The organism is Novosphingobium pentaromativorans US6-1 (assembly GCF_000767465.1).
GTDB lineage: Bacteria > Pseudomonadota > Alphaproteobacteria > Sphingomonadales > Sphingomonadaceae > Novosphingobium > Novosphingobium pentaromativorans.
In genome coordinates this window covers 2,031,716-2,047,186 of record NZ_CP009291.1, presented here as the reverse complement: position 1 = coordinate 2,047,186, position 15,471 = coordinate 2,031,716, and the positions used below count along the sequence as shown (strand labels likewise).

Annotated in this window: 14 protein-coding genes; 6 read left to right on the top strand and 8 right to left on the bottom strand. The window is 63.6% G+C overall.

From position 1 onward, the window contains the following. Nucleotides 1-20 precede the first annotated feature (20 nt). A complete protein-coding gene (locus JI59_RS09500) occupies nt 21-782 on the bottom strand; it encodes an SDR family NAD(P)-dependent oxidoreductase (RefSeq protein WP_007012964.1) in 762 nt (253 codons plus the stop codon). A 183-nt stretch (nt 783-965) separates the two neighbouring features. Here JI59_RS09500 and JI59_RS09495 point away from each other — a divergent pair, with 183 nt between their 5' ends. Further along, entirely contained in the window at nt 966-2,231 is a 1,266-nt protein-coding gene (locus JI59_RS09495; protein ID WP_039857270.1) for an MFS transporter, read from the top strand. Nucleotides 2,232-2,351: 120 nt separating this feature from the next. Beyond that, nucleotides 2,352-4,070 carry an N-acyl-D-amino-acid deacylase family protein gene (locus JI59_RS09490; RefSeq protein WP_007012966.1) on the top strand — a complete coding sequence of 573 codons (1,719 nt, stop codon included), beginning with the start codon at nt 2,352-2,354 and terminating at the stop codon, nt 4,068-4,070. A 112-nt stretch (nt 4,071-4,182) separates the two neighbouring features. On the opposite strand, the gene JI59_RS09485 is transcribed toward JI59_RS09490, so the two are convergent. The 7 genes from JI59_RS09485 to JI59_RS09455 all read right to left on the bottom strand — a co-directional run bounded on the left by JI59_RS09485 (nt 4,183) and on the right by JI59_RS09455 (nt 11,713). After that, complete coding sequence (locus JI59_RS09485; protein ID WP_038575907.1) at nt 4,183-4,686, bottom strand: nuclear transport factor 2 family protein; 504 nt, start codon at nt 4,684-4,686, stop codon at nt 4,183-4,185. A gap of 24 nt (nt 4,687-4,710) precedes the next feature. Then, nucleotides 4,711-5,811: a Rieske 2Fe-2S domain-containing protein gene (locus JI59_RS09480; RefSeq protein WP_038577416.1), complete on the bottom strand. Its 1,101-nt coding sequence runs from the start codon at nt 5,809-5,811 to the stop codon at nt 4,711-4,713. A 106-nt stretch (nt 5,812-5,917) separates the two neighbouring features. After that, the gene (locus JI59_RS09475; RefSeq protein ID WP_038577414.1) at nt 5,918-7,024 is read right to left on the bottom strand and encodes an acyl-CoA dehydrogenase family protein; all 1,107 of its coding nucleotides are present in this window, start codon (nt 7,022-7,024) and stop codon (nt 5,918-5,920) included. Then, entirely contained in the window at nt 7,024-8,190 is a 1,167-nt protein-coding gene (locus JI59_RS09470) for an acyl-CoA dehydrogenase family protein (protein ID WP_038577412.1), read from the bottom strand. The genes JI59_RS09475 and JI59_RS09470 overlap by 1 nt, the downstream gene beginning before the upstream one ends. 5 nt (nt 8,191-8,195) lie before the next feature. Further along, nucleotides 8,196-9,077 carry an amidohydrolase family protein gene (locus JI59_RS09465; protein WP_007012972.1) on the bottom strand — a complete coding sequence of 294 codons (882 nt, stop codon included), beginning with the start codon at nt 9,075-9,077 and terminating at the stop codon, nt 8,196-8,198. Nucleotides 9,078-9,090: 13 nt separating this feature from the next. Then, a complete protein-coding gene (locus tag JI59_RS09460; protein ID WP_007012973.1) occupies nt 9,091-10,809 on the bottom strand; it encodes a class I adenylate-forming enzyme family protein in 1,719 nt (572 codons plus the stop codon). A 55-nt stretch (nt 10,810-10,864) separates the two neighbouring features. Further along, on the bottom strand, nt 10,865-11,713 hold the full coding sequence (locus tag JI59_RS09455; RefSeq protein ID WP_007012974.1) for an SDR family oxidoreductase: 849 nt from the start codon (nt 11,711-11,713) through the stop codon (nt 10,865-10,867). A gap of 212 nt (nt 11,714-11,925) precedes the next feature. On the opposite strand from JI59_RS09455, the gene JI59_RS09450 reads away from it, so the two are divergent. The 4 genes from JI59_RS09450 to JI59_RS09435 all read left to right on the top strand — a co-directional run bounded on the left by JI59_RS09450 (nt 11,926) and on the right by JI59_RS09435 (nt 15,469). Then, nucleotides 11,926-13,170: an FAS1-like dehydratase domain-containing protein gene (locus JI59_RS09450; RefSeq protein WP_007012975.1), complete on the top strand. Its 1,245-nt coding sequence runs from the start codon at nt 11,926-11,928 to the stop codon at nt 13,168-13,170. A gap of 154 nt (nt 13,171-13,324) precedes the next feature. Continuing rightward, complete coding sequence (locus tag JI59_RS09445; RefSeq protein WP_160289730.1) at nt 13,325-14,209, top strand: phosphatidylglycerol lysyltransferase domain-containing protein; 885 nt, start codon at nt 13,325-13,327, stop codon at nt 14,207-14,209. 47 nt (nt 14,210-14,256) lie between these two features. Continuing rightward, entirely contained in the window at nt 14,257-15,105 is an 849-nt protein-coding gene (locus JI59_RS09440) for an enoyl-CoA hydratase/isomerase family protein (protein ID WP_007012977.1), read from the top strand. After that, on the top strand, nt 15,092-15,469 hold the full coding sequence (locus tag JI59_RS09435; RefSeq protein WP_007012978.1) for a lipocalin-like domain-containing protein: 378 nt from the start codon (nt 15,092-15,094) through the stop codon (nt 15,467-15,469). Before JI59_RS09440 ends, JI59_RS09435 begins: the two co-directional genes overlap by 14 nt. The last annotated feature ends 2 nt before the right edge of the window (nt 15,470-15,471 follow it).

The following is a 15,471-nucleotide window of genomic DNA, read 5'->3' as shown; positions in this document are numbered from 1 at the left end:
CCTTTCGCCGCAGCAAGTGATCAGATTGTAAAACCGCCATCGACCGGCAATGCGACTCCGTGAATGAAGCCGGCCCTTTCGCTGGAAAGGAACAGCACCGCCTCGGCAATGTCGCGCGGGGTGCCCAGCTTTCCGGTGATCGGGCTCAGTCGCGCGAAGATCGCCTCGCGCTTCGCGTCGTCGCCTTCGACCTCGTCCGCCATGGCGGTCTGGATGATTCCGGGACAGACCGCGTTGCAACGCACGCCCTGTGGGCCGAATCTGCGCGCCACTGCACCGGTCAGGCCGACCACGCCGTGTTTCGCGGCTGTGTAGTCCAGCGCGCCCACGGCGCCTGATATCCCGGCAATCGATGCGGTGTTGACGATGGTCCCGCCGCCTTGCCGGATCATGGCCGGCACCTGGTGCTTGATGCACCAGTGGACGCCCAGCAGGTTGACCGCGATGGTATGCTCCACGCGCTGCTCGTCGAAGGGATCCTCGTGGCTGCCGACGACGCCGGCATTGTTGAAGGCGTGATCGATTCGGCCGAACCTCGCCAGCGCGGCCTTCATGGCATGGCGGGCGCCTTCGGGGCGCGACAGGTCGGCCTCGATCGACAGGGCCTCTCCGCCCGATCGCTCGATTTCGCTCACGGTCTCGGCGCAGCCGGGCAGGACGATGTCCACGCAGGCGACCCTGGCGCCGCGATGCGCGAACAGGCGCGCCGTCTCCCTGCCGATGCCGCTGGCGGCACCCGTGACAAACGCGGTTCGGCCTTCGAATTCCCGATTCAGGTCCATTGGCATCCTTCGGTCCGATTATGCTTGTTTGAGATACCTCTATTCGGATAGATGGGGTGAAGGCAAGCCGCCGCGGGAAAAGCTTTGGATAAGAGGCATGAGCCCCGTTGCGCCGCAAAGGCTTAAGGAGAGAGCAATGCCAGACAAGGACAGGAACGCGACTCGGCGCAACGGGTGCATCGCATGAAGGCCGGGCTCTTCAAGTGGTACCGGGGTTGGACCATGGTTGCCATGGGCATCGTCATGGTCATGCTGAGCGTAGGCTCGGTGGTTTATGGGTACAGCATTTACCTTACACCCGTATCGAAGGAGCTTGGACTTGCACGTGAGACGGCCAATGTCGGCATTGTCTTCCAGCACATCGGCTCTGCCTTGTTGGCCCCGGTCATCGGGCGAATCCTCGATTTCGTGAAAGTCAGGACGGTCGTGGCCTTCTGCGGTCTGGCGCTGGGCGCCGGGCTGATCGGGCTGGGCTTCGGGGACGCGCTCTGGGCCAAGGCGGTTCTTCTGGTGCTTCCCCTCTCGCTGGGCCTTGCTGGCGCGGGAGCGGTTGCCAGCTACGTCCTCGTGGCGCGCTGGTTCAAGGTGCATCGCGGCCGGGCGATGACCATCGTCGCATTCGGCCAATCCGCTGCAAGCGTCATCGTCGCACCGCTCATCGCCATGTTGATCGAGGAGTTCGGTTGGCGCGAGGCCCTGTTGATTCAGGGTATCTTCGTGGGCGCCGCGATGCTGCTGATCGCAGCCGGCCTGGTCGACAGGCCCGCCGAAGGAGAGCACGAACCGCTGGGCAAGGCAGTGCCGGTGCCCGAGGCCGACCTTCACGACAAAGGCGAAATCGGACATCCCCTGACGCTCAGGCAAATTGCCTCGAGCCCGGTATTCTGGATGCTTGCCGCCATCGTCTCCGCGACGCTGGCGGTGGTTCAGGCCAGCATTGCAAGCCTTGTGCCGCTGGCCACCGGGCGGGGGATATCGCTGGTGCAGGCAACCACTCTGCTTTCGATGCTCGGCATTTCAGGCATCTTCGGCAAGACGGTGCTGGCCATCGTGGCCGACCGGTTCCAGCGCATCACACTGATTACCGTGGCCATCGCGATCATCATGTGCTTCACGCTGAGCCTGACGGTCGATGCCGGTTTTGCAGGCCTTGCCGCTTCGAGCCTCATGGCGGGAATGGCGATCGGCGGGTTCTTCCCGATGTACTCGGCGCTGCTTGCAGACGTCTTCGGCGCCCATTCGCTGGGCACTACCGAAGGGCTGGTGGCGCCCGCCATTTCACTCTCTTCGGCAGGGGCGATCTATCTCGCCGGTGTGACGTACGACGTAAGCGGCGATTATCGGCTGACCTTCCTGATCTTCTCGGCAATCCTGCTGGGCGCGCTCGTGCTGTCAGCGACGGTGCGCCTCTTCGGCAATCTGCATGAGGTCCGGCCCAAGCCGGTGTAAAGTCCGCAAGAGAGCCCCTGGCTCTCGGGTCCCGGCGCCGGGGCGCAACGCCGGCTGAAGCTGGCTGCATAATGAAGCCCGCGTCTGGCGGGACGGATGGGAAGATGTTCGGAAAGGACGATGGTGATGAAAGCCGACATGCTCGTGACCGGTGGCTTGCTGGTCGATGGTACCGGAGCCGCACCGCAAGTCGGTGATGTGGCCGTCGCGGACGGGCGAATCATCGCCGTCGGGGACGTTTCGGCCATCGATGCGAGCGGTGCTGAAACCCTCGACGCGCAGGGCTGTATCGTCACGCCGGGTTTCGTCGACATTCACACCCATTACGACGGCCAGGCAATATGGGCCGATCGCTTGCGGCCCAGCACCGACCATGGCGTCACCACGGTCGTCATCGGCAATTGCGGCGTCGGCTTTGCGCCATGCCGGCCGGGCGACCACGATGCCCTGATTGGCCTGATGGAAGGTGTGGAAGACATTCCCGGCGTCGTGATGGCCGAAGGGCTGGACTGGTCCTGGGAAAGTTTCGAGGACTTCCTAGATGCCGTGGACGCGCGGCCGCACGACTGCGACATTGCCGCCTATCTGCCGCATTCCCCCTTGCGGGTTTACGTGATGGGCGAACGCGGGATTGCGCGCGAACCCGCGAGCGAGAGCGATCTTTCGCAGATGCGGGCCCTTGCCGCCCGTGCCATCGATGCGGGCGCGCTGGGCTGCGCGACATCGCGCCTGTATTTCCACCGTACGGCCGATGGCGAGCTGATTCCCAGCTTCAACGCAGGCGAGGAGGAACTGCATGCACTTGCCGCAGGGATCGTCGATGCCGGCGGCGGTGTGCTGCAGCTCGTCCCCAACTACGAGAATCCGGATGTAAGCGACGAGCTCGATCTGATGGCGCGGATTGCAACTCACCACGAGATCACCGTGACTTTTACCGGCACCACGTCAACGCCGGGAATTGCCGAGATGCTCGAGCGGCGGCGCGCGCGGGGGGCCGATCTCATGGCGCAGATCTTTCCGCGGCCGATCGGCATGGTGGTGGGCCTTGACCTTTCGTGGAACCCGTTCCGCTTCTGCGACGCCTTCGAGCCCCTTGTCCCGCTGTCGGCAAGCGAGAGGGCAGCGCGGATGCGCGATCCGGCCCTGCGCGCGACCTTGATTGCGCAGCAGCCCGACATCGCTCGTTTTCCGCTGGCCCGGCAGGCACGCAATTTCGCCAATATGTTCCCGATGACGCCGGGCTTCAAATACGAGCCCGATGCATCCGAAAGCGTGGCGGACCGCGCCGCTGCGCGCGGTGTCAGCCCCGAGGAAGAAGCCTATGACCTTCTGCTCGAGGATGACGGCGGGGCAATGCTATTGGTTGCAATGGGCAATTATGTCGCGGGAAATCTGGATAGCGTGGGGGCGCTGATCGGCCATGAGGGCACTGTGCTGGGCCTTGGCGATGGCGGCGCGCATTACGCGCTGATCTGCGATGCAAGCTATCCAACGAGCGTGCTTATCCATTGGGTGCGCGATCGCAAGACGGGACGGATCGCGCTGCAGGACGCCGTGCGTGAATTGACCAGCAAGCCTGCATCGGTGGTGGGACTGCAGGATCGCGGCATTCTGCGCGCAGGCTGCAAGGCAGATCTCAACGTCATCGACCTCCAGCGGCTGGAACTGCATCTGCCTTATGCCGAATGCGACCTGCCCGCTGGCGGAAAGCGCCTGCTCCAGGACGCCTCGGGTTATCGCGCCACGATCCTTTCAGGGCAGGTCACCTATCGTGATGGCAAGCCGACCGGCGCGCTGCCGGGTAAACTGGTCCGCGGCCGCCAGCACGCGCCTGGCTAGGCCGAGCGGCGCCCGGCCTTGAGAGCGGCGGGCGGGGCGATTTTTTTCTTGCGGAGCTCCGCTGCGGCCTCGCGCATCGGCGAGTGGGCATGATGCTGTCCCCGTCTTGCACTTATTGGCCGAAATAGCTTGGATCCGTGCGGTCGCGCTTGCCGGTGGTTTCGAATGTGCCGGCATTGGGTCCGCTCTGATCCATATCCACAAGGTACCGGCGCCTGGCAATGCGCCATTCGCCCTCGCGCTTTTCCCAATTGTCGACGTAGCGGCCAAGATTGCGGATGTCGTAAGGGGTTCCGTCTTCGCCGATGCGGCGAAGGGTCACATCGCAATAAGTCTCGCTTCGCGCCTTGTCGGGTCCGTCCAGCCAGATGCGGATGTTCGAAAACTGGTGCGCGTGCGCCGCGAACGCGGGGTGCACTTTCATGCACATGTCGACGAATTCATGGCCGCCGCCGACGAACATCTGTTCGCCGTAATCGGCGATGGCATCCTCGTGGAAACAGGACTTGCCCAAGGGGCCATCCAGACGGTCCATCGAACGGGCGTAGTCGTGGATCCTGTCCGTGATGGCCTGCCTGTCCAGCAGCGCCTGCAATGTCTCCGGCGCCCGCGCCAAGGTCTTTCTCCCTGCTGACGGCGATCAGGCGGCCGCTGGCCTGTCCTTGTTCCGGCTGGGATAGAACTGGCTATAATAGATGCGGTTGCGTCCGAAGGGGCCGTCGCCTTCGCAGACCATCGGTGGTTCCACGCGGATGTGACGATCGAGGATCACCTTGTCCTGATCGAACTGGCGCGTGATGTTCTTGATGATGGCGCGGGTCAGCCCTGCCATTGGACCGTCGACATTCGCCTTGGGTTGGCTGAAGGCCATGCGATTGTGCGTCTTGTCGCGCTCGACCGGACATGTCGCGCTGAACATGATGGTATCCGTGATGCCCGAAAAGCGCACAAAGCCCTGGCCGGGGCCGTAGTTCACCGATTCGATCTTGCCGGCCACCTCGCCGCGCGGAGTTTGCATCGTCAGATGCGAGGTGATCTTGCGCGCGATGCCATCGAACTCGAACTCGTATTCCGGAACGGTCATGGCGCCGTGCACGTATTTGAAGTGGCTTACGTCGACCGCATTGTCGGCGATGTTTTCCAGCGCGGAATAGACGTGCCATTCGTACTTGCGAAACTCTGTCCAATCGTCGTTGTAAGCGTCCTCGAACCTGACCGGCTGCCACTGGGGCTCGGCACGTTCGGAATGGTACCAGACCATGACCATGCCGTTCACTTCGGCCGTTGGCCAGGCGGGAACGCAATCCGCCTTCTTGGCCTTGGGCGGAACCGCGCGCGAATAGGGGATTTCCTTGCAGGCGCCCGTTTCATCCCATCGCCAGGCGTGGAAAGGGCATTCCAGCAGGTTGCCGTGCACTTTGCCGCCCACCGCCATGTTCGCACCGTAATGCGCACAGTAGGCGTCGATCACGCGAGCCTCGCCATCCTCGCCGCGCCACAGGGCCAGGTCCTGACCGAAATAGCGGATCGGCTTGACCTCGCCGACCGCCAGTTCGTCCGAATAGGCCACGCAGTACCAGCCCATCGCAAACTCGTCCTGCATGTTGCGCGCATCGGGATCGGGCCGGTCCGTCATTTCCGCCATGCGCCAGGCGATCAGTTCCTCACCCGACATTTCGGGCAGATAGGCGTCGGTCGCTGTGCGTTGTGCGGAAGCGTTGTCTTTGGATTCAGGCGTCATGGCGTTCGGCATCCCTATTCTAATGCATCTCGAGGTGCTGGCTATTGAAATACCTTAATTGCGCAACAGGGCGCAACAGCGAATGGCAGCGGCATCGACAAAGCCATCAGATTTCCCACTTGAGCCGGGCGAGCCGTTCGACGTGGAACCTGTCATCGCCGAGCAGTTCGCCGGATACGCGCGCGCGCTTGTAGTAGAGGCCGATATCGAATTCATCGGTGACGCCGATGCCGCCGTGCATCTGCACCGCTTCCACCATCACGTCCCTGCACAGCTCGGTCATCACCGCTTTCGAAAGGCTGGCGAGAAGGCTTGCCTCCGCCGCGGCTTCGTCGATCGCGCGCAGCGCCTTCAGCACTACGCCGCGAGCCAGATCGAGCCGCGCATAGAGGCGCGCGGTGCGATGTTGGAGCGCTTGGTAGGTGCCGATCTTGCGACCGAACTGCTCGCGCTCCTTCAGGTATGCGACGGTTGCATCGAAGGCGTGATCGGCGAGGCCCAGCAGCTCCGCGCCGAGCAGCGCGCGGCCCAGATCCAGCGTGGCGGCAATCGCATCGCCGGCATCCTCGCCGACCGGGAGGCCGGCGGCGCCGTCGAGTGCGACCACGCCGATGTTGCGCCCGTCGATCGTGTCGATCGCGCTGATCGTGCAGCCTTGCGTCGCGGGATCGACAAGGAACAGGCGTACCGTGTCGCCGGCTCGGGCGGAAACCAGCAGGCGGTTGGCGCCCACGGCATCGATCACGGCCGTCTTCCGGCCCGTCAGCGTGCAGGCATCGCCGGCACCGGCGGCCACCGTTGCCAGCTTTGCCGGATCGTGGCGCACCGCCTCGTCCAATGCGACGGCCACCACGAGTTCACCTGCCATGATCGCGCCCAGCAGGTCGCGCCGCTGCTCTTCGCTGCCAAGCCGCCCGATCAGTTCGGCGGCGAGCGACGCGCTCAGCAGGGGTGCGGCCGCAAGTGTGTGGGCTGCCTGCTCGGCGATGATGCCCGCTGCACAGGCTCCCATGCCGACGCCGCCGTCCTCTTCGGCGATGTTGGCGGCGACCAGCCCATTTTGCGCCAGTTTTGCCAGCAGATCGCGGCTGTATTTCAGCGGATCGCCGCTGTCGCGCAGCGCCCGGAAGGCGCTGACGGGGGCGGAACGGTCCAGCAGACCTCTGGCCGCGTCGGCCAGCATTGTTTCGGCTTCGGTCGGCACCAGGGCCATCATTTTTGCTCCGGCAGTTCGAGTGCACGCTTGGCAAGGATGTTGAGCTGGATCTCGTTGGAGCCGCCAGCGATGCAGTTGGCCGGAGCCGCCAGCCAGTGACGCGTATCGCTGTCGCCCAGGGTCATGCGCTCGATTCCGTTCAGCGCCGTCATCAGCTCGCTGCGCCGGTAATTGAGTTCGGTGCCGATCAGTTTCAGAACCGAAGGGGTATGCGGATTCATGGCGCGGGCGCGGGCCTGGTCGCCCAGGCGCTCCATCGCGATGTCCAGGACCCAGCTTCCGATCAGGTTCTTCGCGATTTCGTGACGCAGTGCGGGATCTTCGCGCAGGGCTTCGACACCCAGCGTCCTGCGCACTGCATCCGGAAGCGATTCGTTCAGCCCGCCGGCAGAGGAAGAGCCGATCATTGCGCGTTCGTGGCCCAGCAGGAATTTGGCCACGCTCCAGCCCTGGCCGCGTTCGCCCACGATATTGTCGGCATCGCTCGTCGCATCGTCGAAGAACGTCGCGGTGAAATGCGCGTCGCCATTGAGCAGTTCGATAGGCCGGGTGGTGACGCCGGGCTGGTCCATGTCGATAAGCAGGAGGCTGATGCCCAGATGCTTGGGCGCCTCGGGCTCGGTACGCACCAGCGCGAAGATCATGTCGCACTTGTCGCCATTGGTGGTCCAGATCTTCTGGCCGTTCACCACCCATTGGCCGTCTTTCAGTTCGCCGCGGGTCTGCACGCTGGCCAGGTCGGATCCGGCTCCCGGTTCCGAATAGCCTTGCGCCCACCGGATCTTGCCCCTCGCGATATCGGGCAGGTATTTCTTTTTCTGCTGTTCGGTGCCGAACTCCAGCAGGGCCGGGCCAAGCATCCAGATGCCAAGGCTGGCAAGCGGTGAGTGCGCCTTGATGCGCTGCATTTCCTGAGCGAGGATTGCGGCCTGCCGCTTGTTCAGGCCGCCGCCGCCATATTCTGTGGGCCATTCGGGCACGGTCCAGCCGCGTTCGGCCATGCGCTCCATCCAGATGCGCTGGTCTTCGCTGGGAAAGGTGGGATTGCGCCCGCCCCAGACACTGTTGGCGGGGGTCTGGGCAAGGCCGCGCGCACCGGGCGGGCAGTTTTCTTCCAGCCAGGCGCGAACCGCCGTTCGGAAGGCGTCGGGATCGGCAGGCATTTCCGTCACCGGGCATCCTCCAGCCCGAACAGCTTCAGTGCATTGCCGCGCAGGAACTTGGGCCACACCTCGTCGCGCAAGGGCACGTCATCCAGTTCCTGCATGATCCGTTCGAGGCTGAGGCCCATCGGGAAATACCCGGCATAGAGGATCTTGTCCGACCCGCGCTTGTTCGCGAAATCGACGATCGCCTTGGGGTAGTGCTTGGGCGCAAAGGCCGAGGTGCTGTAATACAGGTTCGGATATTTCAGCATCAGCTTGACCGCCAGGTCTTCCCATGGCTCGGCACCGTGCCGCATGACGAATTTCAGTTCCGGGAAGAACCAGACGACTTCCTCGATCAGTTCGGTTTTCTGGCACATGCTGGGAATGCGCGGTCCGCAAACGCCGGTCGTGCAGAAGAACGGTAGCCCTTCCTCGACGCAGGCGGCGTAGATCGGATAGAGTCGCTTGTCGTTGATTGGCACCTGGGGGTTGATGCCGGCGGGAAAGCAGGTGACCGCGACGATGCCCTGTTCGCGCTTCAGCTGGCGAATCTTGCGCACTTCCTCCATGCCGAGGTTAGGGTTGCATTCGTAACTGAGCAGGAAACGGCCGGGAAAGCGGCGTATCGCCTCGGCCCGGTCGGTGTTGCCGGATGAAATCCCGGTCATCGCGCGCTCCACCCCGTGCGCGTCCATCTGGCCGACGACCCAGGCGACCTTGTCCTCCTCGTCGCCGGACTGGGGGATGTCCTTGAACATGTATTGCGCAGGCATCGAGAACATCTTGCGGCTCTGCTCGTCCATCAGCAGGGGCTTGAGGAATTCGTACATTTCCTTGTTGTCGCCCGACGTGGGGATTCCCATCATCAGGTCGATAACGCCGATATCCTTGGGTCTTGGCATCAATCGTTCCTCTTCAGGCCGCAGGGGTCCGGGCGCGCGCCTCGTAACGCTTGCGCAGCGCGGCCTTGTCCACTTTTCCGGTGCTGTTGCGCGGCAGCGGACCGAGGTCGAACACGATCTCGGTCGGCACCTTGTAATCGGCGAGATGCGCACTGGCATGGGCGCGAATGGCGTCGAGGCCCGGTCCTTCGGGGCAATCCGGGGCAAAGACCATCGCGGCAATGGCGCGTTCGCCCAGCCGCTCGTCCGCAACGCCGAACAGCGCGACTTCCTGATGATCCTCGATCATGGCGAGCACGCGCTCCACTTCCGCGCAATAGATGTTCTCGCCTGCGCTGATCACCATGTCCTTTGCGCGGTCGACGATGGACAGCAGGCCACTCCCGTCGAACATGCCCAGGTCGCCGGTGAGGAACCACTCCCCGTCGAAACTGGCCTCGTTCGCCTCGGGAAGGCCCCAGTATCCCGTCATCACCGTGGGTCCGCGCACCGCGATCTCGCCCACTTCGCCGACCGGGCGATCCGATCCATCGGGCGCTCGGATGGCGATTTCCGCGAGCGGGAGAGGAACGCCGACCTTGCCGGGATGCTCGGCAAAGACCGCTCCCGAGCAACTTGCCGCAGTGCCGGTCAATTCGGTCATGCCCCAACCGGCCGCCTGGGAGGCGCGGGGAAAGTCCCGGCGCATGCGTTCGGTAAGCGCAATGGGGCTCGCCTGACCGGATACCACCAGGCTCGAGACGGAAGCCATGCGTTCCTTCGCGCGGGGCAGGGCAAGCAGGTCCGCCATGACCAGGCTGGGGCCCGAGACCTGGGTCACCTTGGCCCGTTCGATCAGGTCCATCGCATTGGCCGGGTCCCAGCGGCGCATGCCGGCCAGCAGCCCGCCGTCCTGGAGCGTCGTGATCATCTGGGTGATGCCCGAGATGTGGAACATGGGCACGATGAGCAGCGGGGCATGGCGCGGGGTGTGCTGCTTGATCACGTCAAGCGGAATGCCGCGATTGCGCGCCGCGATGGTCAGGCCCAGTTCGTTCATGTAGGCGAGCTGGCGCGCGCAGGTGCATAGGTTGCGGTGGCTGATTGTGGCCCCCTTGGCGCGCCCGGTGGTGCCGGACGTGAACAGGACCATCGCCGGTTCATCTTCGGCGGCGCGCGTGTCCGCCGGGTCGGGAGCGTATCCGGCGCGGTAGGTATCGAGAACGTCCGGCCCGATGACGGGTGTGCCGGTTTTACCCTCCAGCCGTCCGGCGCAGCGTTCGTCGGCAACGATCAACCTTGCGCCCACATCCTGGGCGGCAGCGGCGATGTCGGGACCCTTGTTGCGGCTGTTCAGCAGCGCAGCGACCGCGCCGATCCGCTGGATCGCGAAAAAGGTGGAAAACCAATGCGGGCAATTGCGCATGACCAGCCCGACGACATCGCCCTTCGCAATCCCGAAGACATCCCTCAGGGCCGCAGCGATCCGCCGAGAATCGTCGTCGACCTTGCCATAGCTGCGTCGATCGCCTTCGAAATCGAGCAAGGTGAAATCGGCGTTTTGTGCGCAGCTTTGCTCGATGATGTCGTAGAAGCTCGAATGCGTGCCCATCATCCGGCGCGTTGCGGCAAGGCCCGGCTGGACGATCGCGAAGGGCGCGCCCGGCGCGGTCAGTTCGGCGGCGATGGCGCGATAGGTGGCCAGCGCATCAGGCCCCGACGCGCGCGGTTCCTTTGCTGTTTCGTCTGCCATTTGCGTCAATACCCTCTCTCAGTAATGGCCGTCGTTGCGAGCGCGTTAGGATGGTTTACCCCGCTGGCCCGGAAAGCAGGACGCCCGTCGCTCCGCCATCGACCCTGATGTCGCAGCCTGTGAGCATCCGTGCATCGCCAGATGCGAGGAAGGCCGCTGTCGCGGCGATGTCCTTAGGATCGACCAGGCCTAGCGGAGTCATCGCAAGGATCTGTGCCGCCTGCGGCTGTGCCTCCAGTTCCAGGCGGCCCATGCGCGTGTCGACAAGGCCGGGAGAAATCGAGGCGATGCGCGCGCCTTGCATCCCCCAGGGCGCGGCGCGGCGCATGACCGTCAGCAGGTTGGCCCGCTTGGAATGGTTGTAAGCCAGCGCTGATGCCTTCGCCGCGTCGCCGGAGCCAAGCCGGTCGAGCTCAGCGGCGAGGCTGTCGATCGCCTTACTGCTGCACGGCGCGCGAAGAATGGCGTCGATGTCGTTATCTGGCAGGCACAGGTGGCCCGCCATGGATGCGATGATTATGGCGGTGAGCCCTGGCTCCAGAGAGGTTTCCAGGGCTTCGAGCAAGGCTTCGGTGGCCAGCCAGTTTGCGCGCAAGACCTCGCTTGCAGAGCCCATGGCCGGCGACAGGCCGGCGGCATGAAGCACGCTCGCCAATGGCCCGCAGCCGCGAGCGAGCGCAACGATGCGGAGCGCTTCGCCGTCCCCGGAGAGGTCGGCGACGGCGGTGCCGGCAATCGCGATTCCTGCCTGTTTCATGCGGGAGGCCGCGATTCGAAGTCCGCCCTCGTCGATATCCGTCAGGAACAGGGCGTGATCTTGGCCCAGGCGCAGGGCGCAGGCGGAGCCTATGCCGCCGCTGGCACCGGTGACCAGCGCCATCCTTCTCCCGTTCTCATGTTCCATTTGCATTCCTGTATCTCAATAAGGGGAATGGCACAATATGAATTGCTTCACCTGCCCTCGGGGCGCCACGTGTGAATTTCGCGGATAGCGATGGCGGACGGCCTCTTGATTAAAATAGGTATCTCAAATAAGACTGTGTCTGTGGTCCTGCGGGAGTTGGGCGGAGCGTACCGCCTGCCGGTGCAGGAGAAGAAAGATTTTGAGGAAGCTGAATGTCTGACGATGGGCTTATCCGGAACACGATTACCGATGAATCGGTCGATCTCATGCGTCGACGCATCGGGTTTCCGAATCCCACGCTTCGCACCGGTGCGATCGATGAACCGTGGAACATCACCTGCACGGACGACGCGGTACGCCGCTTCGCGATCTGCATAGGCGACGACAATCCGCTGTTCACCGATCCCGCCTATGCCGCAGGTACGCGCTGGGGGGGAGTGATTGCGCCGCCTGCGTTCGAGAAATCGATGGGCCTCAACGGCAACCCGGTGATGGATCCGGAAGAAGCCAAGGCGACGCAGAAGGCCCTGCGCGGTGTGCAGCTTTACCACTCTGGCGGCGAGAATTTCTATTGGTCTCCGATCAAGGAGGGCACGAAGCTCTATCGCTCGCGCTATGTGAAGGCGGTGGACGACAAGCAGTCCGAATTCTCGGGCCGTTCCGTTATCGTGACCAACGGACTCGACTTGTGGGATGACGACGACCGCGTCGTGGTCAGCGGTGTGGACTGGTTCGTTCACGCCGAACGCAAGAAGAAGTCGGACAAGAAGGCCAAATACGCCAAGGAAGAACCGGCCTGGTATTCCGATGAGCAGCTGGCCGAGATCGAGGCGGCCTATGATGCGGAGTACCGCCGCGGCGCCGACACGCTTTGGTTCGAGGATGTGGAAGTAGGCGCCCGATTGCCGAAGATGGTGAAGGGCCCGCTTACGATCACCGACCTGTTCAACGTCCATATGGGGGCCGGCTGGCTGGTCTACGGCAACTGGCCCAATCGGTTGGCCTATGAAAATCGCAAGAAGTTGCGCGGCTTCTATACGCGTGACGAATTCAATGCGTGGGATACGCTGCAGCGCGTACACTGGGACAAGGACATGGCCGAGCAGGTCGGAGTTCGCATGATGTACGACATCGGTCCGGTCCGCCAGTTCCACATCAGCAATTACCTGACCAATTACGCGGGCGACGATGCCTGGATCCACCGGATCAAGTTCGAATTCCGCCGCTTCAATTACGTTGGCGACGTTACATGGCTGACCGGCGAGATCGTCGACAAACGGATCGACGATGTCCTGGGCCCCCTGATCGAGATTCAGATGCGCGGAACCAACCAGCGCGGAAGCGACAATATCAAGGCGGAGGCGACTATCCTGGTGCCGTCGCGTGAAAGTGGACCGGTCCGGTTGCCCGAACCGCCCCCGCCGACCGAATTCAGGTCCAAGGGCCGAGCCGCATAAGAAGGATCGGGCGGTCCCTTGTGAGGACCCTCGTGCCGAACTCCTGTGCAGCACCCTTGTCAGGAAGTCGCAATTGCCCGAGATTCACTGCATCGTCCTCCTTTCTCATGGATGGTGACATGCCATTGTGTTGATCGCGCGCGTTGAAGGAAAAGTGGCGGGAAGACCGCTGGAAAAGAGCGATGCGGAGCGCATCCGCGCGACTTTTCCAACGGGTGCGTTCAGCCCGGCGGAATATGCCTTTGCGAACCTTTGGCTGTTTCGCGCCGTGCATGAATATCGGTGGATGGACGATCCGGTTCCGCATATCCGCGGGCGGACCTACGATGGAAGGGTTCATGCCCTCCCCTTGTCCGCGCCCTTGTCCGCGCCCTTGTCCGCGCCCGGGTCCGCGCCCGATCGGGACATGGTCGAAGCCCTGTTTGCAAGCGGGATCGACTGTCTCTATCCCTACGGTGAGGACGGCCCGGATCTGGCTCGGCGATTGGGGCGGCACGTCCTTCACCGCGATGCCGACAGCGACTACTGGTTCCGTGCCGAGGCAATGGCGACGCTTTCGTCGGCAAAGTCCCGGCGCTCGCAGGCGCGAAGCTATGCTATCGAACATGCGCCGACCTTCGAGGACTGGCACGAGGGCCTTGCCGATGCTGCGCTCGAAGTGTTGGACGGCTGGTCGCGCGACATAACCAGAACGGCCGAACAGACCGATATTGCCGAATGCCGCGAAGCGATCGCCGGCGCCGGCTGGCTGGGACTGGCAGGCGGACTCGTGAGGGCGGGGGGGAAGCCGGTCGCCTTCCTGCTCGCCAGCGTCTCGGGCAATGCCCGCATCGTTCATTTCGCCAAGGGGCGGCGCGCCCATTCGCACGCCTATCCCTGGATGTTCGCCAGTTATGCCGCCCGGGCTGCGCGCTGCGGCGCACAATGGCTCAACTTCGAGCAGGATCTGGGTATTGCCGGACTTGCCCAGTCGAAGCGCGCCTACGGTCCGTCGCGCATCCAGCCCAAGCATCGGGTGATTAGGGGCTTGCCTGTTTGAGGTAACTCAATATACGATCTTCCTGAATGTCGAGGGGGAGTAAGCGCGTGTCGAACGATCTGGTGAAAAGGAGGATGGATGGGGAAGTGTGCTTCCTCACGCTCAATCGTCCGGACGTGCTGAATGCGCTCGACACTCATCTGATGCGCGAACTGGTCAAGGCGCTCACGGCTGTCGCCTATGACGATCATGTACGGTGCGTCGTTCTGACCGGAGCCGGCAAGGGTTTCTGTGCCGGCGGTGACGTGCGCGCCATCGGGCAGGCGGCCAAGGAGCGCGTGTCGGAGGTCGGGCCGGGGCAACGTCCTCTCGCCAGCCTGGAGCGCCGCGTGCAATGGGTCCGCCGCAGTGCCGAAGCGTCTCGCCTGTTGCACGAGATGCCCAAACCCACGATCGCCATGATCAACGGGGCCTGCGCCGGTGCGGGGTTGAGCCTCGCGGCGGCCTGCGATTTCCGCCATGCCGGACGCCGGGCGGTATTCCGCGCCGCATTCACCCCTGGCGGGGTCTCGGGCGACTACGGCGGAAGCTGGCTCTGGACGCATATCCTGGGCACGGCCAAGGCACGCCAGCTGTTCCTGATCGACGCGAAGCGCAATGCGAAAGAGGCACTGGAATTCGGCTTGGTCGATGCGGTCCATGACGACGATTCGCTGGAAGCGGAAGTAACGGAACTGGCGCAGAAGCTTGCAGGGCTTCCCGGCAAGGCGGCAGCTTATGCCAAGGCCAATCTGAATGCCGCGATGACTGAGAAATTCAGCGACTCGCTCGACCGGGAAAGCCTTGCGATGATGCTGTCGCGCGAAGTCATGGTTCGGGAAGCCAAGGCCCGCAAGGCGGAGCAGGCTGCCGAGGAAGAGGTAAAGCGGACCGGGACGGCCCATGGCAGTATCTGATCGGCTTGTCGGAAGCTGGCAGCTTGAGAGCTTCACCAGCGAAACGAAGGGCGGGTCGCTCGTCCACCCACTGGGCGAATGGCCGGCTGGTTTGTTGACCTATACCGGCGAGGGCATGATGTCGGTGCATCTCCTGGCCGAGCCGGGACGCAGTGAAACCGCGATGGACGCCTACACAGGCTATTTCGGCCGCTTCACCGTCAACGAGGAAGAGGCCATCGTCTCGCATCAGGTCGAAGGGGCCTCTGTCGAAGGGCTCGCCGGCGGTGTGCAGGAACGACACTATCGGTTCGATGGCGACCGGCTGGAATTGTCCGCGGTCGGGTCTCGAACGACTTTGAAACTGACTTGGAAGCGGCGCTGAAA

Coding starts and splice junctions, on each gene's coding strand:
- JI59_RS09500 (WP_007012964.1), bottom strand. CDS start 782: ATGGACCTGAATCGGGAATTCGAAGGCCGAACCGCGTTTGTCACGGGT.
- JI59_RS09495 (WP_039857270.1), top strand. CDS start 966: ATGAAGGCCGGGCTCTTCAAGTGGTACCGGGGTTGGACCATGGTTGCC.
- JI59_RS09490 (WP_007012966.1), top strand. CDS start 2,352: ATGGTGATGAAAGCCGACATGCTCGTGACCGGTGGCTTGCTGGTCGAT.
- JI59_RS09480 (WP_038577416.1), bottom strand. CDS start 5,811: ATGACGCCTGAATCCAAAGACAACGCTTCCGCACAACGCACAGCGACC.
- JI59_RS09475 (WP_038577414.1), bottom strand. CDS start 7,024: ATGGCCCTGGTGCCGACCGAAGCCGAAACAATGCTGGCCGACGCGGCC.
- JI59_RS09470 (WP_038577412.1), bottom strand. CDS start 8,190: ATGCCTGCCGATCCCGACGCCTTCCGAACGGCGGTTCGCGCCTGGCTG.
- JI59_RS09465 (WP_007012972.1), bottom strand. CDS start 9,077: ATGCCAAGACCCAAGGATATCGGCGTTATCGACCTGATGATGGGAATC.
- JI59_RS09460 (WP_007012973.1), bottom strand. CDS start 10,809: ATGGCAGACGAAACAGCAAAGGAACCGCGCGCGTCGGGGCCTGATGCG.
- JI59_RS09455 (WP_007012974.1), bottom strand. CDS start 11,713: ATGGAACATGAGAACGGGAGAAGGATGGCGCTGGTCACCGGTGCCAGC.
- JI59_RS09450 (WP_007012975.1), top strand. CDS start 11,926: ATGTCTGACGATGGGCTTATCCGGAACACGATTACCGATGAATCGGTC.
- JI59_RS09435 (WP_007012978.1), top strand. CDS start 15,092: ATGGCAGTATCTGATCGGCTTGTCGGAAGCTGGCAGCTTGAGAGCTTC.